Origin of the sequence: Amaricoccus tamworthensis, from assembly GCF_049800875.1 — a bacterium.
Taxonomy (GTDB): domain Bacteria; phylum Pseudomonadota; class Alphaproteobacteria; order Rhodobacterales; family Rhodobacteraceae; genus Amaricoccus; species Amaricoccus tamworthensis.
Genome location: NZ_JBNAFV010000001.1, coordinates 109,591 through 135,375 on the forward strand (window position 1 = coordinate 109,591; position 25,785 = coordinate 135,375).

General features: G+C 59.1%; 23 protein-coding genes and 1 tRNA gene. 11 read left to right on the plus strand and 13 right to left on the minus strand.

All coding sequences use genetic code 11. The annotated features are described in order from the left end of the window. The first annotated feature begins 50 nt into the window (after positions 1–50). From queA to ACP15P_RS00590, 3 genes are all read left to right on the plus strand, one after another. Positions 51–1,094: a tRNA preQ1(34) S-adenosylmethionine ribosyltransferase-isomerase QueA gene (queA, locus tag ACP15P_RS00580; protein ID WP_424926545.1), complete on the plus strand. Its 1,044-nt coding sequence runs from the start codon at positions 51–53 to the stop codon at positions 1,092–1,094. Positions 1,095–1,232: 138 nt separating this feature from the next. Continuing rightward, the gene (locus tag ACP15P_RS00585) at positions 1,233–2,528 is read left to right on the plus strand and encodes an MFS transporter (RefSeq protein WP_424926546.1); all 1,296 of its coding nucleotides are present in this window, start codon (positions 1,233–1,235) and stop codon (positions 2,526–2,528) included. Between the two features lie 105 nt (positions 2,529–2,633). Then, positions 2,634–3,206 (plus strand): DUF924 family protein, encoded by a 573-nt coding sequence (locus ACP15P_RS00590; RefSeq protein WP_424926547.1) that lies wholly within the window; start codon positions 2,634–2,636, stop codon positions 3,204–3,206. A 55-nt stretch (positions 3,207–3,261) separates the two neighbouring features. Here ACP15P_RS00590 and ACP15P_RS00595 read toward each other — a convergent pair whose 3' ends face one another. After that, positions 3,262–3,624 carry a hypothetical protein gene (locus tag ACP15P_RS00595; RefSeq protein WP_424926548.1) on the minus strand — a complete coding sequence of 121 codons (363 nt, stop codon included), beginning with the start codon at positions 3,622–3,624 and terminating at the stop codon, positions 3,262–3,264. Next, positions 3,621–3,914 (minus strand): rod-binding protein, encoded by a 294-nt coding sequence (locus ACP15P_RS00600; protein ID WP_424926549.1) that lies wholly within the window; start codon positions 3,912–3,914, stop codon positions 3,621–3,623. The genes ACP15P_RS00595 and ACP15P_RS00600 overlap by 4 nt, the downstream gene beginning before the upstream one ends. A gap of 112 nt (positions 3,915–4,026) precedes the next feature. Here ACP15P_RS00600 and ACP15P_RS00605 point away from each other — a divergent pair, with 112 nt between their 5' ends. Together ACP15P_RS00605 and ACP15P_RS00610 are read left to right on the plus strand one after the other, a co-directional pair. Further along, positions 4,027–5,661: a flagellar hook-length control protein FliK gene (locus ACP15P_RS00605; RefSeq protein ID WP_424926550.1), complete on the plus strand. Its 1,635-nt coding sequence runs from the start codon at positions 4,027–4,029 to the stop codon at positions 5,659–5,661. Between the two features lie 35 nt (positions 5,662–5,696). Continuing rightward, positions 5,697–6,383, plus strand: coding sequence for a flagellar hook capping FlgD N-terminal domain-containing protein (locus ACP15P_RS00610; RefSeq protein WP_424926551.1), 687 nt, complete (start codon positions 5,697–5,699; stop codon positions 6,381–6,383). Between the two features lie 71 nt (positions 6,384–6,454). Here ACP15P_RS00610 and ACP15P_RS00615 read toward each other — a convergent pair whose 3' ends face one another. From ACP15P_RS00615 to ACP15P_RS00625, 3 genes are all read right to left on the minus strand, one after another. Further along, a complete protein-coding gene (locus tag ACP15P_RS00615; RefSeq protein WP_424926552.1) occupies positions 6,455–7,231 on the minus strand; it encodes a DUF2189 domain-containing protein in 777 nt (258 codons plus the stop codon). Between the two features lie 106 nt (positions 7,232–7,337). Beyond that, entirely contained in the window at positions 7,338–8,465 is a 1,128-nt protein-coding gene (gene prfB, locus ACP15P_RS00620) for a peptide chain release factor 2 (protein WP_424926553.1), read from the minus strand. 100 nt (positions 8,466–8,565) lie between these two features. Beyond that, positions 8,566–11,112 (minus strand): penicillin-binding protein 1A, encoded by a 2,547-nt coding sequence (locus ACP15P_RS00625; protein ID WP_424926554.1) that lies wholly within the window; start codon positions 11,110–11,112, stop codon positions 8,566–8,568. Positions 11,113–11,818: 706 nt separating this feature from the next. Here ACP15P_RS00625 and ACP15P_RS00630 point away from each other — a divergent pair. Beyond that, positions 11,819–14,773: an Rne/Rng family ribonuclease gene (locus tag ACP15P_RS00630; protein WP_424926555.1), complete on the plus strand. Its 2,955-nt coding sequence runs from the start codon at positions 11,819–11,821 to the stop codon at positions 14,771–14,773. Between the two features lie 32 nt (positions 14,774–14,805). Here ACP15P_RS00630 and ACP15P_RS00635 read toward each other — a convergent pair whose 3' ends face one another. Then, on the minus strand, positions 14,806–15,942 hold the full coding sequence (locus ACP15P_RS00635) for a pyridoxal phosphate-dependent aminotransferase (protein ID WP_424926556.1): 1,137 nt from the start codon (positions 15,940–15,942) through the stop codon (positions 14,806–14,808). A 52-nt stretch (positions 15,943–15,994) separates the two neighbouring features. Between ACP15P_RS00635 and ACP15P_RS00640 the strand changes: the two genes are divergently transcribed. From ACP15P_RS00640 to aat, 4 genes are all read left to right on the plus strand, one after another. Beyond that, entirely contained in the window at positions 15,995–17,359 is a 1,365-nt protein-coding gene (locus tag ACP15P_RS00640; protein ID WP_424926557.1) for a M48 family metalloprotease, read from the plus strand. Positions 17,360–17,523: 164 nt separating this feature from the next. Continuing rightward, positions 17,524–18,027, plus strand: a complete 504-nt coding sequence (accB, locus tag ACP15P_RS00645) for an acetyl-CoA carboxylase biotin carboxyl carrier protein (protein WP_424926558.1) — start codon at positions 17,524–17,526, stop codon at positions 18,025–18,027. 23 nt (positions 18,028–18,050) lie between these two features. Next, positions 18,051–19,394 (plus strand): acetyl-CoA carboxylase biotin carboxylase subunit, encoded by a 1,344-nt coding sequence (gene accC, locus ACP15P_RS00650; protein WP_424926559.1) that lies wholly within the window; start codon positions 18,051–18,053, stop codon positions 19,392–19,394. A 38-nt stretch (positions 19,395–19,432) separates the two neighbouring features. Continuing rightward, on the plus strand, positions 19,433–20,062 hold the full coding sequence (gene aat, locus ACP15P_RS00655; protein WP_424927281.1) for a leucyl/phenylalanyl-tRNA--protein transferase: 630 nt from the start codon (positions 19,433–19,435) through the stop codon (positions 20,060–20,062). On the opposite strand, the gene ACP15P_RS00660 is transcribed toward aat, so the two are convergent. From ACP15P_RS00660 to ACP15P_RS00690, 7 genes are all read right to left on the minus strand, one after another. Then, a complete protein-coding gene (locus tag ACP15P_RS00660) occupies positions 20,026–20,418 on the minus strand; it encodes a DUF2155 domain-containing protein (protein WP_424926560.1) in 393 nt (130 codons plus the stop codon). The genes aat and ACP15P_RS00660 overlap by 37 nt on opposite strands. Continuing rightward, positions 20,415–20,855, minus strand: a complete 441-nt coding sequence (gene mlaD / locus ACP15P_RS00665; RefSeq protein WP_424926561.1) for an outer membrane lipid asymmetry maintenance protein MlaD — start codon at positions 20,853–20,855, stop codon at positions 20,415–20,417. The genes ACP15P_RS00660 and mlaD overlap by 4 nt, the downstream gene beginning before the upstream one ends. A 12-nt stretch (positions 20,856–20,867) precedes the next feature. Then, the gene (locus tag ACP15P_RS00670; protein WP_424926562.1) at positions 20,868–21,245 is read right to left on the minus strand and encodes an NADH:ubiquinone oxidoreductase subunit NDUFA12; all 378 of its coding nucleotides are present in this window, start codon (positions 21,243–21,245) and stop codon (positions 20,868–20,870) included. Between the two features lie 64 nt (positions 21,246–21,309). Beyond that, the gene (clpX, locus tag ACP15P_RS00675) at positions 21,310–22,575 is read right to left on the minus strand and encodes an ATP-dependent Clp protease ATP-binding subunit ClpX (protein WP_424926563.1); all 1,266 of its coding nucleotides are present in this window, start codon (positions 22,573–22,575) and stop codon (positions 21,310–21,312) included. A 143-nt stretch (positions 22,576–22,718) separates the two neighbouring features. Next, complete coding sequence (locus ACP15P_RS00680) at positions 22,719–23,345, minus strand: ATP-dependent Clp protease proteolytic subunit (RefSeq protein WP_424926564.1); 627 nt, start codon at positions 23,343–23,345, stop codon at positions 22,719–22,721. A 288-nt stretch (positions 23,346–23,633) separates the two neighbouring features. Next, positions 23,634–24,992, minus strand: a complete 1,359-nt coding sequence (gene tig / locus ACP15P_RS00685; protein ID WP_424926565.1) for a trigger factor — start codon at positions 24,990–24,992, stop codon at positions 23,634–23,636. A 25-nt stretch (positions 24,993–25,017) separates the two neighbouring features. Next, a tRNA-Leu gene (locus ACP15P_RS00690) sits at positions 25,018–25,102 on the minus strand. Between the two features lie 275 nt (positions 25,103–25,377). On the opposite strand from ACP15P_RS00690, the gene ACP15P_RS00695 reads away from it, so the two are divergent. Beyond that, on the plus strand, positions 25,378–25,716 hold the full coding sequence (locus ACP15P_RS00695; RefSeq protein ID WP_424926566.1) for a P-II family nitrogen regulator: 339 nt from the start codon (positions 25,378–25,380) through the stop codon (positions 25,714–25,716). Positions 25,717–25,785 lie beyond the last annotated feature (69 nt).

Genomic DNA, 25,785 nt, shown 5'->3' on the forward strand with positions numbered 1-25,785 from the left:
GCGTGCGGGATTCGCACTAATGCGCCGGGCCAACCGGTTGGGGCCACCGCATGAAACTCGATGATTTTGACTTTGAACTTCCTGAGGAACTGATCGCACTGCGACCAGCCAAACCGCGGCCCGCCTCACGGCTTCTGGTGGCCGAAGGGGACGGGATCGAGGACAGTCAGGTGGCGCGCCTGGGCGATCATCTCAGACCCGGTGACCTGCTGATCCTGAATGACACCAAAGTTTTGCCCGCACGTATTACAGGGCTGCGTACGCGCCCAGGGGCGACGGGGTCGCGCATCGACTGTACGCTGATTTCGTTGATTGACGCGGGCCGCTGGCGGGTTCTGGCGCGTCCGGGCAAGCGTCTGGCCACCGGCGACAACATTGCCTTTGATGACGATCTTTCGGCGCAGGTCATTGAAAAGGATGGCGCGGAGGTCATTCTGGAATTCAATCAGCCGCAGGAGGAACTGGCGGCCATCCTGGACCGGATCGGCCGAATGCCCCTGCCCCCGTATATCGCGGCGAAGCGCGATGTCGACGATCAGGACCGGGAGGATTACCAGACCGTCTTCGCCAAAAATTCCGGTGCCGTCGCGGCCCCAACGGCCTCGCTGCATTTTGACGATGCGCTTCTGAACGCCATGGCGGGAAAAGGCGTCGGTATGGCGAAGGTTACGCTGCATGTGGGTGCGGGCACTTTTCTTCCCGTGAAGGTTGAGGACATCAGCAAACACCGGATGCACGCCGAATGGGGCAATATCAGTGTGGAGACGGCCCAACGCATCACGGAAACCAAGGCGCGCGGCGGACGGATTATCCCGGTCGGGACAACGGCTCTGAGGGTCATTGAAACCGCTGCGACGGGCTTTGGCACCGTTGCGCCATGGACCGGTCTGACTGACATATTCATCCGGCCAGGTTATGAATTCAGGATAACCGACGGGCTGATGACCAACTTTCACCTTCCCAAATCAACTCTGTTGATGCTGGTATCGGCACTGATGGGACGGGAGACAATGTTGCGGGTGTATGATCACGCCATTCGGGAGAAGTACCGGTTTTTCTCCTACGGAGATTCTTCGTTGCTGATACCGAAGTGAAAAACAGGCTCTGGTCAAATCAGACGACCTGCCCTATCCGCGCAACCTGTCCCGAATCCGCGCCAAAGGGTCGCTGACGGGCAATGACTTAATCAGTAAATCGTCCAGAGGTCTGGCGGACAGTTTAGGATCGTACCGATGACCGAAGTAATGAAGAACTCATGGGCCCTGCTGCTCGGCGTCATGCTCCTGCTCGTGGGGAACGGGCTTCAGGGCACGGTTCTGGGTATTCGCGGTGCCATTGAGGGCTACGACCCGGCCACGATGTCATGGGTAATGAGCGCCTATTACGCCGGGTTCCTGCTCGGGTCACGGCGGGCGACCTTCATGATCCGCAATGTTGGCCATGTGCGTGTGTTTGCGGCGCTGGCGTCGATGATTTCGGCCGCCTTCGTCATCTATGCCGCCGCGCCCCATGCCTGGGTCTGGATCGCCATGCGGTTCATTGTCGGGTTCTGCTTCAGCGGGGTCTACGTTGTTGCGGAGAGCTGGCTCAATGAGAGTTCCACCAACAGCACGCGCGGCAAGGCGCTCTCGCTTTACATCATCGTGCAGATGCTGGGCGTGATTTTTGCGCAGCTTCTGGTCAACCTCGGTGACCCGGCGGGATATTCCCTGTTCGTTGTCATGTCGGTGCTGGTTTCGATCTCATTTCTGCCGATCCTTTTGACGGTGACGCCCGCACCGGCGCATTCCACGGCGAAGCCGATGTCGCTTGTTCAGCTGTTTAAGGTGTCGCCGCTTGGCTGTGTGGGCATGCTGCTGGCGGGTGGAATTTTCGCGGCAATGTTCGGCATGTCAGCCGTTTACGGCAGTGAAAAGGGCTATTCGGTTGCCCAGATTTCCGCCTTTGTGGCGGCGATTTACACCGGTGGACTGGTGTTGCAGTTCCCGGTTGGAAACCTGTCCGACAAGATGGACCGTCGTCTGATCATCGTCATCCTGACATTTATTGGCGCCGCATCGATCTTTATCGGCATGGCAATCCCAGGGGATTCCTTCCCCGTGCTGCTCGCGACCGGTTTCATGGTCGGCGGCGTGGCCAATCCGCTTTATTCGCTCCTGATTGCCTATACGGCTGACTATCTGGATACCTCCGATATGGCGGCAGCATCCGGGGGTCTTCTTTTCATCAATGGACTCGGCTCCATCGCCGGGCCGCCGACCATTGGTTTCTTGATGAACAGCTTTGGCCCCGACATGTTCTTTGTCTATATCGCGATCCTTTTCGCGGTGATCGGGCTCTACGGCATGTACCGCAGCACGCGCCGGTCCTCGCCGGATCAGGAGGACATCACGCCCTATACCGTCCTTACACCTTCAGCCTCCGCCGTGGCGGTAGAGGTCTCGCAGGAATACGCGATCGAGGAAGCCGAACGCGAGGAGGAGGAAGCCGCCGAAGAGGCCGAGGAACGGAAGGACACCGGCTCCTGACGCCCGTGCGGCGGCGCGTCCTCCCTTCCAATCGGCGCGAATATGGGTAACCTGCCCCCCAAACATCACGAGGCGGGTTTGCCCATGATGACGGGAGAAATACGCATGGACGCATCGCAGGAAATTCTGGATTTTTGGCTGAAGGAGTGTGAGCCGAAAGACTGGTACAGGGTCGACCCGAAACTCGACGACACCATTCGTGAAAAATTTGGAGAGCTCTGGGAAACGGCCGCCAGTGGCAAACTCTCCGGCTGGATCGGACGACCGTCGTCGGCCCTCGCGCTGATCATTCTGCTCGACCAGTTTCCGCGCAACATGTTCCGGGGCGATGCGCGGTCCTTCGCGACGGATTCACTGGCTCTGAAGCTTGCGAAATCCGCGATCCTGCGGGAGCATGATAAGAAGTTCGACTACCCGGAAAAACAGTTCTTCTACCTGCCCTACATGCACGCGGAAATCTCCAGCGAGCAGGACCGTGGTGTACGCCTGTTCCTTCAAAACGGAGACGCGGCCGACAATCTCGAACACGCCCGGGCGCACCGTTGGGTTATCAGGAAGTTTGGCCGGTTCCCCTATCGCAACGAGGCTCTGGGTCGCTCGACGACGAAACCGGAACAGGAATTTCTCGACGCCGGCGGATACGCCGAGGCGCTCCGTCAGGTCAGATCAGCCGGATAGGCTGATCACCGCTGTTTGAAGATCCACAGGGGATCGAAGCCGGAAGGCGACCCAATCAGGCCTTTTTGTCGCGGGTGGTGGGATCCGCGGTCACTTCGGTCTTGGTGCCGGCAGCATCATAGGTGTGCAGGCGGCCTGCGGTTTCCTCGATGCGCTTAACCTGAACGCGGCCGTATTTGATGCCGTCGATGCTTGCCTTGATCAGGCGGCTGTTGCGCTCGGCGCGGGCCTTGAGGGCCGTGATGAAAGCCTGCGGAAGGGTGCCTTTTTCCTTCAACAGAGCCGTCATGATTTCCTCACGCTTCTCAACGACCGCACCCAGATCGGTCAGGGGGCCATTGAGAATGATTTTCCGCTCGGCATCCAGAAGTTCAAGAACCTGTGAGTACCTCTGCGCATTGAACATTTGAGACATCATTGTTCGGAGTTCCTTTGTTTGAGTATTTCAAAAACCTGCTCTGCGACTCCGATCCCGCCCTTTTCGACGATGGCCCGGGCATATTCCTGCGTCAGCAGACCTGAATAGGCATCCTCACCCGCGCCACCGCCAAATCCCTCCGGTGTGGCATTCAGCCCGGAGTATTTCAGCATTTCCGACAGAAAAACCGCCTCGAATTCCTGAGCCACCTGTTTGAGAGCGGCCTCATCGCGCACCTCAGGTTGCGGATTGAGCGGTAAAACGCGGGAATTGACTGCGGAAAAATCCAAAACACGGCCTGACTGCTGGGGTTCGTTGCAAATCACTTTCCGCCAACCTGGTAAATAAATCGTAACGCTTTCCATGAATTGATTGGGTGTGCGCATACAGAATGGAGCGACAATGACACCGACTGAACTCATCTCCACCGGTGGAGCGGCCCTTTCCGCCAAAGACCGGGAAATCCGCGCCAAGGATGGTCAGGGAAAACAGACCGGTGACAATTCTGGCGGTTTCGAGACCGAAATGCGGCGGAGCGATCCGCAGAAAGACCGGTCGAAACCCGAAGCCAACCGGGCATCCGACGATCGGGGTAAAACCGGACATTCCCCCGATACCGTCGATGCGCGTGGTGATACTGGCAAGCCGGAAAAAACCTCGGTTTCAAACAGTGACGCTGCCGGGGAGAAAACAGTCCCCGCTGAATTTTCCACCGGAGAAGCGGCACCCGGGTTCGTCTCCGATGAAACCGCGGTTGCCGACACCGTGGATATGACGGCGGTCGACCTGACGCCGTCAGAGAATGCCGGCGAAACGACAAACAAAATCATAACAGTCGAGGAGAACAGTCATGAGCAAACAGCCATCCCTGCCGTCCAGAGCAAAAACGCGGACGCCGTCGCTGCGGCAAAGCCTGAACCCCAACAGAACCTCGCCACCGATCCGAAGCGCGCAGACGCCAAAAGCGCAGATATCGACCCCTCCCGGCTCGTGGACGGTAAGCAAGAGCCATCCGGCACTGCTGCCCGCGAAGCAGGCACCAACGCTGACACCGCGCAAGGCCAGCTCCGAACATCCGTCTCGGATGAAATCGCGACGCTCCAGCCCGGCAATGGTCGGCTGGACCAGACCGGCGTCAATGAGGTAAAAACCACGGACGCGCCGGCCATCAACCGCGCGGCCGAACTGGCGGCGGCGCAGGTTGCGGCGCCGAATTCGAGGGGTACGACCTCGGATGAGGAAGCGCCCCTGCCCACAGCGGATAAAACGGCGGTCCGGACCGACCAGACAGCTCCCGCCATCATGCGGGAGACCACTCCGGCGCAGATCCAGTTCATGGCCCAGAGCCAGGCCACGACGCAGAGCGGCAGATCCGAATCGTCCATTTCCGCCGCGCCAACAGTTCAGGTGGGCGAAGGGGAGGTTCCGACTATGGATGTGCCTCCGCCGGATGTGGACGTGGACGCCGTCATGGCGAAACCGGCAACTGCCGCAGCCGTGACCGCACAGGCAGGTCTCAATCTGATGGCGGACGGTCAGGAAGCGATCACGCTGTCGAAGCCCGCTCCGCAACCGCTTCAGGTTGATGTGCAGACCTCGATGAACCGCACCGACACCCAGACGGGTCAAATTCTGCGGCCCGTTCCCGTACCTGAACAGATCACGGTTGCGGTGGGTCAGGCAAAAGACGCCGGTCGGATCGAGATGCGACTGGACCCGCCCGATCTCGGCAAGGTTCAGATCCAGCTCAACACCTCCGAAGATGGCGTGCGCGCCGTGATCATGGCGGAAAAAACCGAGACCCAGGATCTGCTGCGCCGTCATGCGGAACTGCTGTCCCGGGACCTTCGCGAGTCGGGATTCGAGGGCATTGAACTCGAATTTGCCGACAGCTCGGGGATGACCGGACAGGAAGCCGGCGAGGAACTGATGGCCATGGGCGACACGGCATCCGGTCAGGATGGCGAGCCGATCCAGCAGACACCGGCCCAAATCCTGCGCACCGCACTTCAGTCCGGTCTCGACATCCGTCTTTAGAGCATAACCAGTCCCAGTTTCAGGAGTACTGTTCCATGGATCCCGTATCCTCCTCTACGTCCCCGTCGACCGGGACAAGTTCGACCACTGCCACAGCGAAGACCGAGACCACGGAAGAGCAGGAATCCACCAATGCCCTCTCCGCGGATTTCGACACGTTTTTGCAGCTTCTGACTGCCCAGATGCAAAACCAGGACCCGCTGGAACCCACCAACAACACCGAGTGGGTCGCGCAGCTTGCGAGCTTCTCCTCCGTTGAGCAGCAGATCGAGGCCAATGAAAAGCTGACCGACATCAAGGATGTGCTCGGCATTGAAACGGCCGAGGGCCTGGGCTCCTGGATCGACAAACAGGTGCTTGTGGATGGCGGAATGGCCAATTTCCAGGGCGAGCCGGTCGACATTGAGTTTGAACCCACCGCCGATGCCGAGCAAAGCAACCTGATTGTCCGCGATGAAGCCGGCGCCATCGTAGGCCGCGTTTCCATCCCGACCGGAGCCTCGGAGTATACCTGGGACGGCACCTACGGGAACGGTAATACGGTGGACCCCGGCTACTACTCCTTCACGATCGAAAACTACGTTGACGGCGAAGTTTCCGGCCATACGGTCGGCAAAGTATTTGCCCCGGTGTCAGAAGTACGCCTGACCGGGGATGGCACCGAACTGGTGCTGACGAGTGGCCAGAAGGTCATGGCGGACGAGGTCACGGCAATACGCTGACGCCTGTCCTGTTCCAAAATACCGCGGGCCGGCCTGAAATGGTGCGGCCCGCGTCTTTTTTTTGCCGAAATTTATTTGATGGTCTTGCGGTAAAGGTGCCACGTGCCGTGGCCCAGAACCGGCAGTGCGACCACAAGTCCCAGAAACAGCGGGATCATCCCGACCACCAGAACCGCCACCACGATCCAGGCCCAGTGGAGCATCGGCACCGTATTTTCCCGAACAACGGAAACGCTGGTGATCATTGCCGTGACGAAATCGACCTCCCGCTCGAGGAGCAGTGGCAGGGACACGGCGGTAATGCTGAAGAGCACAAGGGCAATCGCACCACCGATCACCGTACCGAAGATCAGCATGGAAATTCCGTTCACGGAGGTGAGGACCGAGCCGATATCCGAATAAATGGCTGTACCGAACCGTCCCATGAACAGTGCGAAGATCAGATGCGCGAGCCAGATCCATGCCATGAAGACAAACAGTACGACGAATGCCATTGAGGGAAGCTGCCCATGGCGCTGGTTGCGCACGACCTCAAGAATTTCGGACCAGTTCTGCGGCAGACCCTGCTCCCGGCGGCGGCTGACCTCATAGAGGCCAATGGCCGCGAACGGGCCGATCAGGGGAAACGCGAAGGCCAATGGGAAAATCCACAGTGACTGGCCCAGGACAAAGAGCTGGAGAAAAATGAAAAGACCGGCCACCGCGTAGACGCCACCAAAAAACAGACCGAATTTCGGCTCGGCCCGGAAATCACGCCAACCCAGTTTCAGTGCGTCGTAAACGTCATCGGTGCCGATCTGTTGAATGGTCGGCTTCGGTGCATCGGTCGGTGACTGGGTCGTGTCCATCGCGGCTGTTTCTCTCCCTGTTGAGGATCACAGGGACCGCTCCCGTCACGGCCGGGTCCCCTGAAATGTACTCACTCAGGGATGCTACATCCGGCAATGATCTGGATCAATCTTCTGCCTGAGCCTCGGCACGGCTTTTTCCTGTCACCTGAAGCGCAAGGGCCGCCGCCATAAAGTCGTCGAGGTCACCGTCCAGCACACCCTTGGTGTCGGAGGTTTCCTCGTTTGTGCGGAGATCCTTGACCATCTGGTAGGGCTGCAGCACGTAGGACCGGATCTGGTTGCCCCAGCCCGCGTCGCCTTTTGCTTCGTGTGCCGCCGTGATCGCCTCGTTACGCTTGCGCATTTCCATCTCATAGAGACGCGATTTCAGGGCGGCCATGGCGTTGGCACGGTTCTGGTGCTGGGATTTCTCGGACGAGGTCACGACGATACCCGTTGGGATATGCGTGATACGCACGGCGGAGTCGGTGGTGTTCACGTGCTGACCACCGGCCCCGGAGGAGCGGTAGGTGTCGACGCGAATATCCGCCGGGTTGACCTCGATCTCAACATTGTCATCCACCACCGGGTAGACCCAGACGGAGGAAAATGACGTGTGGCGTTTGGCGGCGGAGTCGAACGGCGAGATCCGCACCAGACGGTGCACTCCGCTTTCGGTTTTCAGCCAGCCATAGGCGTTCATGCCCTTGATCTGGTAGGTAACAGACTTGATGCCGGCTTCCTCGCCCGCGCTTTCAGAGAGCAGTTCCACCTTGTAGCCGTGGGATTCCGCCCAGCGGACATACATGCGCGCCAGCATGGAGGCCCAGTCACAGCTTTCGGTGCCGCCGGCGCCCGCGTTGATCTCAAGAAAGGTGTCGTTGCCGTCGGCCTCACCGTCGAGCAGCGCCTCGATTTCCTTTTTAGCCGCCCGGTCCCGCAGCCTGGTGATCGCGTCCTCGGCTTCGGAAATGACCTCCTGGTCCTCCTCCATCTCGCCAAGTTCGATCAGGTCGCACTGATCCTGCAGCTCTTGGGCGAGGCCCTTGTAGGAATCAATCGCGTCCGATAGAACCTGACGGTCGCGCATGAGTTTCTGTGCCCTGGCCGGATCATTCCACAGATCCGGATCCTCGGACATGGCGTTCAGTTCTTCCAGGCGGTGATCGGCGGTTTCCCATCCCAAACGCTGCCGCAGCAGTTCCAGTGACTTTTCGATTTCCGCTACTTTCTGTTCGGTGTCCGCGCGCATGGATGGCCCTGAATTCAAGCTTGTAAGGTCGGGATGCGGCATACGCACCCGATGGCAGGCCTGTGTACCCGGACCGGAGTGGAGCGTAAAGACCGGGCGGTCAGTAAAGACCGCCGCTGGAAATGGAACCGAGAGAGGGATTGCTCGGCAGCACCCGCGTCTCGCCTTCAACCTGAACACGCTCGACTGCGGCGTTGCTCACGCCGTCATAGAGCGGGATGTCAGCCCCCATGCGCCAGCCACCGTCAACGGTCTGGCCGTATCCGCCGACAACCGTGTGCTGGCCGTCCTTGATGTACTCGCTCTGCACGTCCGGTCCGGTGGCGGAATCAGGCAGCCTCTGGCCTGTGGCCCGGCTGATCTTGATAAAATATCCGCCCGGAGGCGTCGGCCAGTCGGCGGGTCCCTCATCAGCCATCGCGGTTTTGATGAAATCCGCAAACACCGGTGCACAAAGTGTGCCGCCAAAGGCCGACGCTCCGAGAGGTGTCGGATTGTCGTAGCCCATGAAGCAGCCGGCCGCGATCCGTGGACTGTATCCGACAAACCAAACGTCCTTCGAGTCGTTCGTGGTGCCGGTTTTGCCTGCGAGGTTCAACTGAAGCGGTCCGACCGTGCTGGCACTGGTGCCGCGCGAGACGGCGCCGCGCAGCATGGATGTGATCTGGTAGGCCGTGATCTCGTCCATGATGCGCTCGGCATTCGGTCGCACCTCGGGATCAACCGCAGCACTGAGATAAGGCGCCTGACAGTCGATGCATTCGCGGTGGTCGTGACGGAATATCGTGCGGCCAAAGCGGTCCTGAACCCGATCCACGAGGGTCGGCTCCACCCGAAGCCCGCCATTCGCGAACATCGCGTAGGCGGAGACCATCTTGTAGAGTGTGGTTTCACCAGCTCCGAGGGAATAGGAAATCAGGTCCGGCATGTTCTCGTAGACACCGAACCGCTCCGCGTATTCGGCCACGGTATCCATGCCCACATCCTGCGCGATACGGATGGTCATGAGGTTTCGGGACTGTTCAAGACCGGTCCGGATCGGTGCCGGGCCGTAAAACCGCTCGGACGCGTTTTGCGGCCGCCACACGCCCTGGGCCGTTGCGACCTCAATCGGTGCGTCAACAACAATGGTCGAAGGGCTGTACCCGTTGTCCAGCGCCGCCGCATAGACGAACGGCTTGAAGGAAGAACCTGGCTGACGCTGGGCCTGGGTCGCTCGGTTGAAAACGCTCGACTGGTAGGAGAACCCGCCCTGCATGGCGAGAACCCGGCCGGTTTGCGTGTCCATGGCGACGAATCCGCCCTGGATGCCCGGGATCTGCCGGTAGGACCAGCGGCTGAACTCACCATCTTCGGTGATCGCTCGGACAAAAATCACGTCGCCGATGTCAAACATGTCATCCGGGCTGCTGGCCTCGCGCAGCCTGCCATTGTCTCCGCGCAGCCGGGCCCAGTTCACGTCGCTGAACGGCAGGTAGTGGCCGTCCTCGTCCTCAACCACATCCTCAATGCCGATCCGCACGGAGGATTCGCCTATCTCCAAAACCACTGCCGCGTGCCAGCCGTCGATGTCGCGGGGCACACGTTTGGCGGACAGAGCGCGCCGCCAGCCGATTTCGTCCTCCGCATCCAACTGCTCCGCATCTATGGTCGTGAAAGGTCCGCGATAGATACGGGTTCCGCGATCATATTTCTCCAGACCTTCCCGCAACGCCCGTGCCGCCGCGTCCTGCAGCGTGGGATCGACCGTGGCTCTCACACTCAGGCCGCCAGTGAAGAGCATGTCGTCACCGAAGTCGGCAGAAAGCTGACGGCGAATCTCATCCGTGAAGTAATCCCGGGGCGGCATTTTGCTGCGCGCGGACGGGAAAGCCCCGCTCTGCACGGTTAGTAGATCGTCGTTCCGCGCCTGCTCCGCCTGTTCGGCCGTCACGTAGCCGTTCTGGCGCATCTCGGAAATCACGTAGTTGCGACGGGCAATCGCATCCTCTTTCTCGCGCACGGGATGCAGCGAACTCGGCGCTTTCGGCAGTGCGGCCAGATAGGCCACCTCCGACAGGGTCAGCTCCTCCAGCGACTTGGCGAAGTACTCCTGCGCGGCGGCGGTGACACCGTAGGAATTTTGGCCGAGGAAAATCTCGTTGAGGTACAGTTCGAGAATCTGATCTTTCTCAAGCGTGGCTTCGAGGCGGGTGGCGAGAATGATCTCCTTGATTTTCCGCTCGCCCGACCGGTCACCGGAGAGAAGGAAGTTCTTCATCACCTGCTGAGTGATCGTGGACGCACCACGCAGCCGACCACCACGGGACGCCTCAACAACGGCGGATGCTATACCGCGCGGGTCAAAGCCCAGGTGGTCGTAAAAATTCTTGTCTTCAGCGCTGATAAACGCCTGTTTCACCAGGTCCGGGATCTCGTCAATGGGCGTGAAGATGCGCCGTTCGCGGGCAAACTCGTCCATGAGCAGCCCCTCGCCGGAATAAATCCGGCTGAGCGTCGGTGGCTCATATCGGGCCAACTGCTCATGGTCCGGAAGGTCGCGGCCGTAGTAATAGAAAATTACAATCAGCGCGCCAATGCCCATCAGCGAACCAATGGCCAGCCAACTGAACAGAAAGCCAAAAATATTCAGAAAAAAACGGATCACGATCCCACACCTGATACAGAGCCCGGAGGATACCTGCCGGACGTCGAAACGTCAAAACCGTATTGGGTCACGGTAACGCGACCGTAAGCAGTTGATGCTCCTGCCATCAACCACAGCGGTAGTGACGACACTATCGCGCGATATGCACCACGCTTCCAAAAACCCGTTCAGGGCGAAATTTTTGGTAATTTGTCAGGAAGTTGTTCGCCGCCGAAAAACCCATCAGCTCCAATGTGACGGAATTACCTTATAAAAAACAGCGGCATGGGCCAAAACAGCTCTCCAAGTGCCTGTTTTATTTCCTCAAAAATGTGACAAAAAAGAATTGTCAATCCGGGGTTGTCATGCGTATATCTAATTTGTGGCAGCAAAATACCAAACGACTGCACACAATCGTATTCGTCGTATGCAAGCGGCATTGCCGGACCAGACACCAGGCCTGGGATGATCCCTGCAGATTTGCGACAGGCGCTTGCGCCGGACTGACAACCGCCAGGTTTCGTACCTGGCACTATTGAAGGCGTGATCCAACAGGTCATGCCGGGGAAACTTGCGGTGACACGCGCTGAGTTAAAAACCGGAACAGGAACGAGGCCACGGGATGGCCGTCTGATTCCCGTTTGCTTCCGTGTCGCTTCCGCCAATGAAACAATGACCTCCCCCATGCCCCCCGGGCAGGGATGGGCCGCTGTTTCCGAAAGTAAACATGACAAAGAAAATGCTGATAGACGCCACGCACGCGGAAGAAACCCGCGTCGTGGTTCTCGACGGAAACAAAGTAGATGAATTCGACTTTGAATCACTGAACAAACGGCAGCTCGCCGGCAACATTTACCTGGCCAAGGTCACGCGGGTTGAACCTTCGCTCCAGGCCGCATTTGTTGACTACGGCGGAAACCGCCACGGATTTCTTGCTTTTTCCGAAATCCATCCCGACTATTACCAGATCCCGAAAGCCGACCGCGACAAACTGCTCGCGGAGGAGGCGGAGTACGCGCGACAGCTCGAGGAGGACGCCGCCCGCGAGAAGGAAAAAGCCAAAACCCGCGGACGCTCCCGCAGCCGTCGCCGGTCCCGCGCGACAAATGAGGGGTCCGCGTCGCAGGAAGACGCGGTTCTCGTGTCGGAAAATGTCGAGGCAACCGATGCCGAGAACACGCCCGATACGGATCAGCCCCAGGTAACGGCTGAAGCAGCAACGCCTGAGCCGCATGGCGAAGCTGGCGTGGAGGCCACCGAGGCGATTTCAGCCGATCAACAGCAGCCTGAAGAAAACACTCCGGCAGAGGCCAAGGCATCGGAAACCGCCTCCGACGAAGCGGAGGCCGAAGAGGCGCAGGGTGAACCGATCGTGGACGCGGCGAATGAAGCCGCCGACGATTCCGAAAACAGCGAGGAATCGAAAGCGTCCAGCGATGACGTGATCGATGTCGAGGAAGATGGCGAAGACAACCTCGTGGAAACGCCCGAGGATGACGCCGATTACGAAAACGTCGGCGGTGCTGATGAGCCGGAAGAGCGTCGCGTTCGCAAACCGACGCCGAAACGCTACAAAATCCAGGAAGTCATCAAGGTTCGCCAGATCCTGCTCGTGCAGGTCGTCAAGGAGGAACGCGGCAACAAGGGTGCCGCCATTACGACGTATCTGTCGCTTGCCGGTCGTTACTGCGTCCTGATGCCAAACACCGCGCGCGGTGGCGGTATCAGCCGCAAGATCACAAACGTCTCGGATCGCAAGAAGCTCAAGGAAATCTCGAACTCAATCGTCGTGCCGGAAGGTGCGGGCCTGATCATCCGCACAGCCGGCTCGAACCGGACCAAAACGGAAATCAAACGCGACTATGAATACCTCCTGCGCCAGTGGGAGCAGATCCGCGACCTGACAATGAACTCAATCGCGCCCTGCCTGATTTATGAGGAAGGCAGCCTGATCAAACGCGTGATCCGTGACCTCTATGCCCGGGACATCGGCGAGGTTCTGGTGGATGGTGAGCGCGGTTATCGCGAGGCCAAGGACTACATGAAAATGCTCATGCCGTCCCACGCCAAGAATGTGAAGCACTACACCGATCCCCTGCCCCTTTATTCGCGGTTCCAGATCGAGAGCTACCTTGCGGGCATGTTCAACCCGGTGGTGCAGCTCAAATCCGGGGGCTACATTGTCATTGACGTGACCGAGGCGCTGGTGGCGATTGACGTCAACTCCGGTCGGGCGACGCGTGAGTTCTCTATTGAGGACACCGCTCTGCGCACCAATCTGGAAGCGGCGGAGGAAGCCGCCCGCCAGATGCGCCTGCGTGACCTGGCCGGGCTTATCGTGATCGACTTCATCGACATGGAGCAGCGCAAGAACAACGCAGCCGTCGAGAAGAAGATCAAGGACTGTCTCAAAAACGACCGAGCGCGCATTCAAGTCGGCAAGATCTCCAGCTTTGGCCTGATGGAACTCAGCCGTCAGCGCCTGCGCCCCGGCATGATCGAGGCCACGACCAAAGGCTGTCCGCACTGTCACGGCACCGGCCGGGTTCGGTCCGACGATTCCATCGCGCTTGCCCTGTTGCGTGAGGTCGAGGAGGAAGGCGTGCGCCAGCGCTCCAAGGAGGTGCTTATTGCCGCCCCCGTGGAGGTAGCCAACTACCTGCTCAACCAGAAGCGCGAGCACATCGCCATGATCGAGAGCCGGTTTGGTCTTTCGGTGCGGGTCGAGGGTGACGTCACCCTGATCAACCCGGACTACCGGATTGAGCGCTTTAAAACCGCGACCCGGACTATCGCGGCCGTTGAACCCCTGGCCGGTGATACCACCCACGTCTCCGCGTGGAACGGCACCTATGTCGAGGACGCCGAAGAGGTTGAGGACACCCCTGAGACGGAAACACCGGAAGCGGAGAAGCAGGAAAGCCAGCCTCCGAAGAAGAAGCGTCGTCGTCGTCGTCGCGGTGGTTCGAAAAACTCCGAGGAGAACAACAACCAGTCCGAAGACAACAACGGAGACGCGGCAAGCGAAAAACCGGCCGAAACCGACAGTGGCGAAAAACCGGCGGAAACGCAGGAGGAGACGCCTTTAGCGGCCGATGCCGAGACCACGGATGCACCGGCTCCCGAGCGGAAATCCCGCCAGCGTCGTCGGTCCCGCAGCAGATCTTCCACGCAGTCGGATGAAAAACCGGCGGAGAACGGCGGAATGGATGTTATCCAGACCGATGCGGGTGAAGCGGACACGGCGGATGAGGCCTCGTCTCCGGAAATCGTCGCCGTGCCGGAATCCGGTAACACCGAACCGCCGAAGCGGCGTAAACGGGTAAGCCAGCCGGCCGCCGCCCTGCTCGATGACAGCTATGTGCCGTCCCCCAACCCTGCGCAACAGAAGGCGGAGGACGCATCGGCGGAACCGGCCGTGCCGGAAGAGCCCGCAACAGTTGAAGAGCCCGCCGCGACAGTAGACAACACGGTCGAAGCCGGTGCGGACGTGGTGCAGGATGTACAGCCAGCGGAGGAATTACCGGCGCAGTCCGGATCAGGGACGGTTGAGACCCTGCTGGCCGATGCCGACGAGACCGCCAAGGCGGCCTCTGAAAACGTCGTGTCTGATGAAGCCGCTTCCAGCGAAGCGGAAGCGCCGAAAAAGCGCGGCTGGTGGTCGCGCGCCTTTCACGGCTGAACCGATATGAATGGGTTGAGGGGTATCGCCCCTCAACCTTTCAACCAGTTACCAATTCTCTTAACGGCTTCAATCATGTCGGCGTGACTGCCGGCATAGGACAGCCGGATGGTCTGATGCCCGCGGTGCGGATCGAAATCCACGCCTGGTGCCACGGCCACACCAGCCTCCCGCAGCATCGCCCGCGCAAACACCTCCGCGTTGTCGGTGTGATCCGACACGTCCGCGTAAAGGTAAAATGCCCCATCGGGCGGTGCCAGACGGTCAAAACCCGCTCCCGGCAGTTCAGCTAGCAGGGTTTCGCGGTTGCGGGCATACACCTCCACATTTTGCTCAAGCTCGTCCGTCGCATCCAAAGCGGCAAGCGCGGCCACCTGGCTGGCATGGGGCGGACAGATGAACATGTTTTGGGCAATGCGCTCGATCCGGCGCACATGGTCCTCAGGCACAACCATCCAGCCAATACGCCAGCCGGTCATGGAAAAGTACTTGGAAAAAGAGTTGATGACGTAGACATCATCCTGGATTTCCAGCGCACTCACGGCCCGTTTCCCGTACTGAATCCCGTGATAAATCTCGTCCGAAATGAAGGCCATGCCACGCGCCTTGGAGGCCTCAATCAAGCCAGCCAGCGCCGTACGGTCGAGCATCGTTCCCGTTGGATTGGCCGGGCTCGCCACCAGAATGCCCTGCATGTCATCCGTCAGTTCCCCGGCGACCGGTTGGAACCGGTTTTCGACGGAGGTCTGAATACCGACCGGCTGAAGGTCCAGCGCATGCAGAATATTGCGGTAACTTGGATAGCCGGGTTCCCCGATAGCCACACGGTCCCCGGCATCGAAAAGGCTCGTAAAGGCAAGAATGAACCCGGCCGATGACCCGGACGTCACCACAACCCGCGCGGGGTCGAGGGATAGTCCGTACCAGGCCTGATAAAGGCCCGCGATCCGTTTGCGCAGTTCCGGAAGACCGAGGGCCACCGTATAGCCGAGTGGACCGGACGACATCTGCCGCGCAAGCGTGTCGATTGCGCGCCTCGGCGCCGGCGTGCCGGGCTGTCCCACCTCCATATGAATGATCTTTTTGCCCTGGGCCTCCTCCCTGCGGGCGGCCTCCATGAAATCCATCACGATGAAGGGATCAACGTCTCCCCGTCTTGAAACCCGCACCACTCATCTCCTAACGTTGCCCGCAGTTTACCGGCTCCTTTTGGGCACGGTTTTGATCCTGACCACAAGCCCGGAGATCAGCAAAATCCGCCGCTTCGCCACACTGATTTTGATCCTTGTGACGCTCGCGTTGACTGTGGCGAGGGCCGACGCGCTGACGCTGATCCGTGACGCCGAGATTGAAAGCACGCTGGAGAAGATTACCGCGCCCGTCATTCGTGCGGCGGGCCTGTCTCCGCTAACGGTCAAAATATATATAATCCAGGACGACAGCATGAATGCCTTCGTCGCCGGGGGGCAAAACATATTTCTCCATACCGGTCTGCTGATGCGGGTCAGGACCGTCGACCAGTTGCGCGCGGTCGTGGCTCACGAGGTCGGCCATATCGCCGGAGGACACCTGACACGACGCGACAGCGCACTCGGCGGTCTGCGGGGTGTGGCGGCCATCGGCATGGCCGGGTCCATGGCGGCCATTTTGTCCGGAAACCCGGAAGCCGGCATGGCCATTGCCGCAGGCACCAATAATGTGGCGCAACGCACCGCCCTCGCGCACAGCCGCGCGGAGGAAGCCAGCGCCGATCAGGCCGGGCTGCGTTATCTGGCAATAGCAGGTGGCGACCCCAGCGCTTTTCTTGAGGTTCTCGACATTTTTCGCGGCCAGAATTTCCAGCGCACCCTGGGCCTGGACCCCTATGCCCAGACACATCCGCTTTCCACCGAACGGCTTGCCCTGATGAAGGAGCGCATTGAACAGCTGCCAAAAGGCAAGCCGCTCGATCCCCAACTGGCATACTGGCACGGGCGTATGGTCGTGAAACTGAAGGGCTTCCTTCAGACCCCGCGACGCACGCTTGACCAATATCCCGACAATGGCGAGGAAACCAATCTGCTCGCCCGTGCAGTTGCCTGGCACCGTTTCCCGAACGTGGAGCAGACCCGGACGACGCTTGAGGCGCTTCTCGAGATCCGGCCGAACGACCCCTACTACAACGAGATGAAGGGCCAGTTCCTTCTCGAGACCGGCCAGGCTACCGCAGCTGCTGAAGCCTACCACGTGGCACTGGATTTTGCGCCGCGCGAGCCGCTGGTGCTCGCGGGGCTCGGCCGTGCCCTGCTCAATCAGAACACACCGGAAGCGACGCGCGAGGCCCGGGAGGTGCTGGCCCAGTCGGTCCGGTACGACAGGGCCAATGCCGGGGCGCTTCGTGATCTGGCAATGGCAGAGGGCCGCCTGGGCAATGACGGCGCGGCGGCACTGGCAACCGCAGAGAGGTTCCTGCTGGCCGGAAAATACCCCGATGCGATCCGCAATGCCGCACGGGCGTCGGACCTTCTGCCCATGGGATCGCCTGGCTGGCGCAGGGCCGAGGATTTGATGGACATGCTGCGCAGACGGCCTGCCCGCAACAGGTAAACCGGGTCACGTGCGGCCTTTAAACCAGCCCCGCCGAACCGCGACCTACGCGGCGGGCATGCGCATTTTAGCATTTTGTTGCCCTTCCTAACGCGTTACAAGGGCATCGAACACATTGCGGAAACGGTCAAACACCGTACCGAAAAAGAGGGACAGGGCACGTCATGAGCAAGAGACCGCAGGAGTCGGATGTCGAGTTCATCAGATCGCTGGCAGAAATACTGAACGGCAGCGACCTTACTGAAATCAAGGTCAACCGCGAGTATGGGGAAGACGACTCGCTCTCTGTCACCGTGGCACGCAAAATTCCGGCTCCCGCCGCACAGGCCACCTATTCCGCGCCTGTGGAGGTCCGCTCCAGCGCTCCCGCAGCTTCATCTCCTGCTCCGGCAAAACCCGCAGAAGAAGAGGCAGCCGCCGATCCGTCCGAGGATCCAGGTGTCGTGGCCTCACCCATGGTGGGAACGGTGTATTTCCAGGCAGAGCCAGGCGCCGCACCCTTCATCAAAACCGGCGACACGGTGTCCGAGGGTCAAACCATCCTGATCATCGAGGCCATGAAAACAATGAACCAGGTTCCGGCGCCGCGCTCCGGACGAGTCAAGCGCATCCTTGTGGATGACGGATCGCCGGTCGAGTTTGGTGCTCCCCTGATCATCCTTGAATGACGCCCGGGCGGCAGGAGTCTCCAATGTTCAACAAGGTTCTAATTGCCAACCGGGGTGAGATCGCACTCAGGATTCACCGGGCCTGCCGGGAAATGGGCATCAAAACGGTGGCAATCCATTCCACCGCGGATGTGGACGCGATGCATGTGCGCATGGCCGATGAGAGCATCTGTGTTGGTCCGGCATCGGCCACCAACAGCTATCTCTCGATCCCCAACATAATCTCGGCCTGCGAAATTTCAGGGGCGGAAGCGATCCATCCCGGCTACGGCTTTCTCTCTGAGAACGCGCGTTTCGTGCAGGTTGTCGAGGATCACGACATCACCTTCATCGGTCCGAGCGCCGAACATATCCAGTTGATGGGTGACAAGATCACGGCCAAGGACACCATGAAAAACCTTGGTGTGCCCTGCGTGCCCGGGTCCGATGGCGGCGTGCCGACGCTTGAGGACGCCATTCGCATCGGTGACGAGATCGGTTTCCCACTGATCGTAAAGGCCACCGCCGGTGGTGGCGGTCGCGGCATGAAACTCGCCAAAACCCGCGAGGATCTGGAGACCGCTTTTCAGACGGCACGTTCAGAATCGAAGGCTGCATTCGGCAACGACGAGGTCTATCTCGAGCGGTATCTGCAAAAGCCACGCCATATCGAGATTCAGGTGTTCGGTGATGGCAAGGGCAACGCCGTGCATTTCGGTGAGCGCGACTGCTCGCTGCAGCGCCGCCACCAGAAGGTTCTGGAAGAGGCCCCCTCACCCGCGATGGACCATGAGACCCGCGCCCGCATCGGTCAGATCTGTGCCGATGCCGTGGCCCGGATAGGCTATTCCGGAGCGGGCACGATCGAGTTCCTCTATGAGGACGGTGAGTTCTATTTCATCGAAATGAACACCCGTCTGCAGGTTGAGCATCCCGTCACCGAGGCGGTCTATGGCGTCGACCTGGTTATGGAGCAGCTTCGTGTCGCCGCGGGGCTTCCAATGACCGTTACCCAGGAGGACCTGGTTCCCAACGGTCACGCGATCGAATGCCGGATCAACGCAGAGAAGCTGCCGAATTTCCAACCGTCTCCGGGTAAGGTAAACACCTACTATGCTCCCGGGGGTCTGGGTGTGCGAATGGACAGCGCACTTTATGACGGCTATTCGATTCCGCCGCATTACGACAGTCTGATTGGTAAGCTGATCGTCCATGGCAAGGACCGAAACATGGCGATTGCACGGCTGGACCGGGCTCTGTCGGAACTGATCGTGGACGGGATTGAAACGACAACGCCGCTGTTCCATGCGCTTCTGGAAGAGCCGGATATCCAGCGTGGTGACTACAATATCCACTGGCTGGAAAAATGGCTTGATAAGAACACCTGAACGGTTTGTCAGGACCTGACAGCAACAAAGAGGCGCGCCTGAGACCGCTGGATCTTCTGCGCGCCTACGCCATGGGGATATTTCCCATGGCCGACGACCGGAACTCCGACGAGATATTCTGGATCAATCCGACCGAGCGCGGCATCATTCCCCTCGACGGTTTGCACGTATCACGCAGTCTTGCCCGCGACTTCATCAAACGTGAGTTCGGGGTGCGGACAGATACCTGCTTTTCAGACGTGGTCGCCGGTTGCGCGGACCGTCCGGAAACCTGGATCAACGCGGAGATTTACGATCTCTACGGTGAGTTGCACAAACTCGGATACGCCCATTCCGTCGAAATTTTTCAGGATGGCCAGTTGGTCGGTGGGGTTTATGGAGTGTCAATCGCCGGTGCGTTCTTCGGGGAAAGCATGTTTAGCCGGATCCCCAGCGCCTCAAAATATGCTCTTGTAGCTCTGGTTGCGCGATTACGAGCCGGTGGATACCGGTTGCTCGACACCCAGTTCGTTACGCCCCATCTCATCACCATGGGTGCGATAGAAATCTCACGGGAAGACTATCACCGAAAACTGGCCAATGCACTGCAGACCCCTGCCGAGTTTGACCGTCTTCCGGCCGATACGCCCCGTCAGGTTCTGTTACAGTTGACAACCCAGACGTCATAGCGCGGATGATCGAGGGCCGAGAGCGCCGGTGAGGACGCGAACATCCAGCCGGAAAACCGCAACCCCTCTTCACGCACATCACCGATCCGAAGGAAAGCATGGTCATCCCCGACCGCAGTGGCCGATTTGATCCGGCAACTGTCCGCCGTGATGATCAGATGTCCGTATCGGATGGTCTCGCCAACCGGAGCATACAGATCCATCGCCGTCCCATTCAGCGTATCCAAACCGCGCAAATGCACCCCGTCGGTTTCCGCGACATCCCGGTTTGGCGAAACTTCGATCACTTTGGACACCGACATGGCGGGAACCCCCAGCATGCCTAAGACCAATGCTGCGAGGATCGCCCGTTTCATTCGCCCGTACCAAACCGCATCAGGAGGTTGATAAGATCGACCGAGCTCTGCGTGTTGAGGATTTCATCACCATCATCAAGCATGAACTCCGAAGCACCCGGCGTAATCTCAACAAACGATCCACCCAACAGTCCCTCGGAAGCAATTTTAACGTCCGAGTCTTCGGGCACCAGCAGTTCCGATCGGATATTCAGATCGGCAACGGCGAAGTAACTGTCAAAGTCGAGTTCCAGCCCGGCAACCGAGCCCACCTTGATCCCGGCCATGCGTACATCCGTGCCGACCGACACACCCTGAACGCTGCGAAACTCGGCTGACAGAGAATAGGTACCAGTGCCCACCTCGTTGCCGGTGACCTTACCTGCATAAACAACAAAACCGGCTGCGGCTGCCAGAACCACGGCCCCAAGAATTGTTTCCGTCACATTGTTGGGCATTTCTTACCCGTCCTATTCGGGAGACCAGGCCTCGTAATCGTTACGGACCACCGCAGGGGCCGGTGACAGGATACTGCCTGCGGGCCGATAAGCCTCGGCACTGCCGGTATGGTTTTCCTTATGCGGTTTTTCCCACGGCTTCCGGGTGAGTGGACGTTCCGTGGGTGGTTCCTGCCAGGTGTGGTGAAGCCAGCCGTGCCACTCGGGCGACACCCGGCTTGCTTCACAATAACCGTTGTAAATTACCCAGCGCTTCGCGCCATCGCTGCTCTGGTAGTAGACGTTACCCTCGGCATCCTCGCCAACCTTTTCGCCGCGACGCCACGTGAAGAACCGTGTGCCAAGGGTCTGACCGTTCCACCAGGTGAAGATTTGTGACAGTAAACTCATCGCTGAAACTCCCGGCAATTCCTCACAGGCTTATGGACCATTCCACCGGCCGCAACCAGAAAAATCAGGATGCGGAGGCGGAATCTTCCTTACGGTCAGCATAGATCAGAAGCGGATCACCCTTGCGCGTAATGGTCTCGTCATTGACGACGACCTCCTCAACACCCTGCATCGACGGGAGGTCAAACATGGTATCGAGCAGCACTTCCTCGAGGATCGACCGCAGACCACGGGCACCGGTTTTACGCTCAATGGCTCGGCGCGCGATGGCCCGGAGCGCATCCTCAGTGAAGGTCAGCTGCACGTCCTCCATCTCGAAGAGGCGCTGGTACTGCTTCACCAGAGCGTTTTTCGGCTCACTCAGGATCGTGACGAGTGCATCCTCATCCAGATCGTTCAGCGTTGCGAGAACCGGCAGACGACCGACAAACTCCGGGATCAGACCGAATTTCAGAAGATCCTCAGGCTCAAGTTCCGCGAACAGGTCACCAACCCGGCGCTCGTCCGTGTCCTGAACATCCGCGCCAAAGCCCATGGCCGATCCGCGACCACGCTGCGCGATAATCTTGTCCAGTCCGGCAAAAGCCCCACCACAGACAAACAGAATGTTGGTGGTGTCCACCTGCAGGAACTCCTGCTGCGGATGCTTGCGGCCACCCTGGGGTGGTACGGACGCGACTGTGCCTTCCATGATCTTCAGAAGCGCCTGCTGAACGCCCTCACCCGACACGTCCCGCGTGATGGACGGATTGTCGGATTTGCGGCTGATCTTGTCGACCTCGTCGATATAGACGATGCCGCGCTGTGCACGCTCAACATTGTATTCGGCCGACTGAAGCAGTTTGAGGATGATGTTCTCGACATCCTCACCCACATACCCCGCCTCGGTCAGTGTGGTGGCATCCGCCATGGTGAACGGTACGTCCAGGATACGGGCCAATGTCTGCGCGAGAAGCGTCTTACCACACCCCGTGGGTCCGATCAGCATGATGTTGGATTTCTGCAGCTCGACGTCGCCGTTCTTGCCGGCGTGGTTGAGACGCTTGTAGTGATTGTGCACGGCCACGGACAGAACGCGTTTCGCGACCTCCTGACCAATCACATAATCGTCCAGCACCTTACAGATCTCGAGCGGTGACGGCACGCCATCGGTGGATTTGACCAGATTGCTCTTGGTCTCCTCCCGGATGATGTCCATGCAAAGCTCAACACACTCGTCGCAGATGAAAACCGTTGGACCAGCAATCAGTTTGCGAACCTCATGCTGGCTCTTACCACAGAAGGAACAGTAAAGGGTATTTTTGGCATCACCGCCGCTGTTTTTACTCATGTCCGTTCTCCGGCTTGCGCCAATCATTCATTAGCAGGGTCCCTCGTGTCGGGACTGTTGCAACATAGTCGTCACATTGGAACAGCCCAACACACCAATTACAAGGCCTAACCATACCAGTAGGTAAATGCCACAAGCACATTTTATTCCTTGGTTTCCGTCTCCTCGCGACGATTCACGATTTCGTCAATCAGGCCCCAGTCCTTCGCATCGTCGGCGGTCATGAAACGGTCACGCTCCAGCGCGGCCTCGACATCCTCAAATTTCTGTCCCGTGTGCTCCACATAAATCTGGTTCAGACGGTCCTTCAGAGCCTGTGTCTCGCGTGCGTGGATCATGATGTCCGTCGCCTGACCCTGGTAGCCACCAGAGGGCTGGTGGACCATGATCCGCGAATTGGGCAGCGAGAAACGCATATCCTTGTGACCGGCCGTGAGAAGCAGCGATCCCATGGACGCCGCCTGCCCCACGCAAAGCGTGGACACCGCCGGGCGGATGTATTGCATCGTATCGTAGATCGACAGACCCGACGTCACCACGCCACCAGGGCTGTTGATGTACATCGAGATTTCCTTCTTCGGGTTCTCGGCCTCAAGGAACAGAAGCTGCGCCACGATCAGCGTCGACATGCTGTCCTGCACGGGGCCCGATACGAAAATGATCCGCTCTTTCAAAAGCCGCGAGAAAATGTCGTAGGACCGTTCCCCGCGAGCGGTCTGTTCAACAACCATCGGCACAAGGTTCATGTAGGTTTCGACGGGGTCTATCATGGAAAAATCTGCCTTTCGATGGCGGTATCTGATTTCGCTTTGCGGTTGATCGAGGGATAAAGATCACAGGGAAGCTGCGCAAGTCCATCCGGACCGGTAACAGCTTCAATGTTGGATATCCGTCCCTCCCACCGGTGTTTTGATTGTGAAAGATTGAACCACAATTAATTAAAATTGTATGAAGCCAACCTCCGGAATGGGCACCTAATCCCTGTCACCGCACAAAAAAAGGGGTGCCCGGCCATGAAAGCGGGGCACCCCTGAAAAACCTGTACGGTTCAGCCGTGATCAGTCGGCCGCGGCCTCCACCGGCTTGCCGTCATCGTCCAGAGCCTCAATTTCCTTCTGAAGCTCATCCTTGGTGACGGAGCGGTCGGTAACGGTCGCCAGTTCGACAACGTAGTCAACAACCTTGTCCTCGAAGATCGGAGCGCGAAGCTGCTGCTGCGCCTGCGGGTTTTTCTGCATGAATTCGAAGAACTCACGCTCCTGACCCGGGTACTGGCGGGCCTGCGCGAACATGGCCTGCTGCATTTCCTGCTCGGAGACCTCGATGTTGCTCTTGGAGCCAAGTTCGGCCAGAAGAAGACCCAGGCGCACACGACGGCTGGCGAGGGTTTTGTGCTCGTCGGTTGGCTCGATTTCCGGGTGGTCATGTCCCTGAACATCGGGGTTCTCGTCGTGCCACAGCTGATGCGCAACCTGTTTGGCTTCGACATCCACGAGGGTCGGCGGCAGGTCGAAGTTCACAACCTCATCCAAAGCATCCATCAGACGGCGCTTGAGCACCGCACGACCGGCCTGAGCGTATTCCGCGACCAGGCGCTCGCGGATCTGACCTTTCAGGGCCTCAAGATCGTCAGCGCCGTATTTCTTGGCGAGATCGTCATTCACCTCAGCCGGAACCGGAGCTTTGACTTCCTTGACGGTGCAGGCAAACACGGCGGCCTTACCGGCCAGGTGCGCGGCGCCGTAATTCTCCGGGAAGGAAACCTCGACGTTTTTCTCGTCACCGGCTTTCGCGCCGACAAGCTGCTCCTCGAAACCGGGAATGAAGTTGCCTGACCCCAGGACCAGCGGGAAGTCCTCAGCGGATCCACCCTCGAACTCCTCACCGTCGATGGAGCCCTTGAAGTCCATGACGATCTGGTCGCCATCCTCGGCAGCGGCGCCCTTGTCGCGGGCCTCGTAATTGGTCGCGGAGGACGCGAGGTTTTCCAGCGCCTCGGTCACGGCGGCATCGTCGGGCTCAACCACCAGCCGCTCGAGCTGGATGGACGCAAGGTCGACCTCGGGGATCTCGGGCAGAGCCTCGTAGGACATGGACACCTCAATGTCCTGGCCTTCCTGCCAGTCATCATTGGTCATTTTAACTTCAGGCTGCATTGCCGGACGGTCGCCGGAGCTGTCGAAGTGCGATTTCATCGCATCGTCGATGGCTTCCTGCATGGCCTCACCGAGCACCGACTTGCCGAACATTTTCTTCATCAGGGCCGGAGGGGTTTTCCCCTTGCGAAAACCCTTCATCTGAAAATCCTTGCGAGCCTCTTCCAGTTTCGCATCAACCTTGGCTTCCAGGTCGGTCGCGGGAACGGTAATGCTGTAACCCCGTTTCAAACCTTCATTCAGGGTCTCGGTGACCTGCATCTGATTACTTCCTTGCTTTTTTCTCTGGTGCGGGCGGAGGGACTTGAACCCCCACGCCTCTCGGCGCCAGAACCTAAATCTGGTGCGTCTACCAATTCCGCCACGCCCGCTAAACCTGCGGCAAACACCGCAGGCCTGATCGGTGCGCTCTCTAACAGAGACCTCTGACCCGTGCGAGCGAAAAATTGTTAAGCGAAGCCCCGCCAGGCCTGAAATTTCGCACATTTTTTGCGCATAATGTGCAATTTTTAGGCAGTACGCGGTGATTCCGCCACGTATCTGGCCAATTTGGGAGCCGGTTTCATTGAACCTGCCTAATATAATTGTTTGGTGAGCCGGAATTCAAAGCGGACTGTCGCTGATTCACAAACAGGGGACTCGGGGCGTGAAAAAAATCGAAGCCATAATCAAGCCGTTCAAACTTGATGAGGTGAAGGAAGCACTCCAGGATGTCGGCATCCAGGGCCTGAGCGTTGTCGAGGCCAAGGGGTTCGGACGCCAGAAGGGCCACACGGAACTGTATCGTGGTGCCGAATACGTGGTGGATTTTCTTCCAAAAGTAAAAATCGAGGTGGTTCTGCCCGACGATCTGGTTGAGGGCGCCGTGGAGGCCATCGTCTCCGCTGCCAAAACCGGCAAAATCGGAGACGGAAAAATCTTTGTCTCCCCCATCGAACAGGCCATCCGGATCCGTACGGGCGAGGACGGCGAAGAGGCGCTCTGACCGGGCGTCACCTTCGGACAGCATAAATGTCCCGCGTCGGCCAACGGCGAAAAAAATCGAAACAACAGA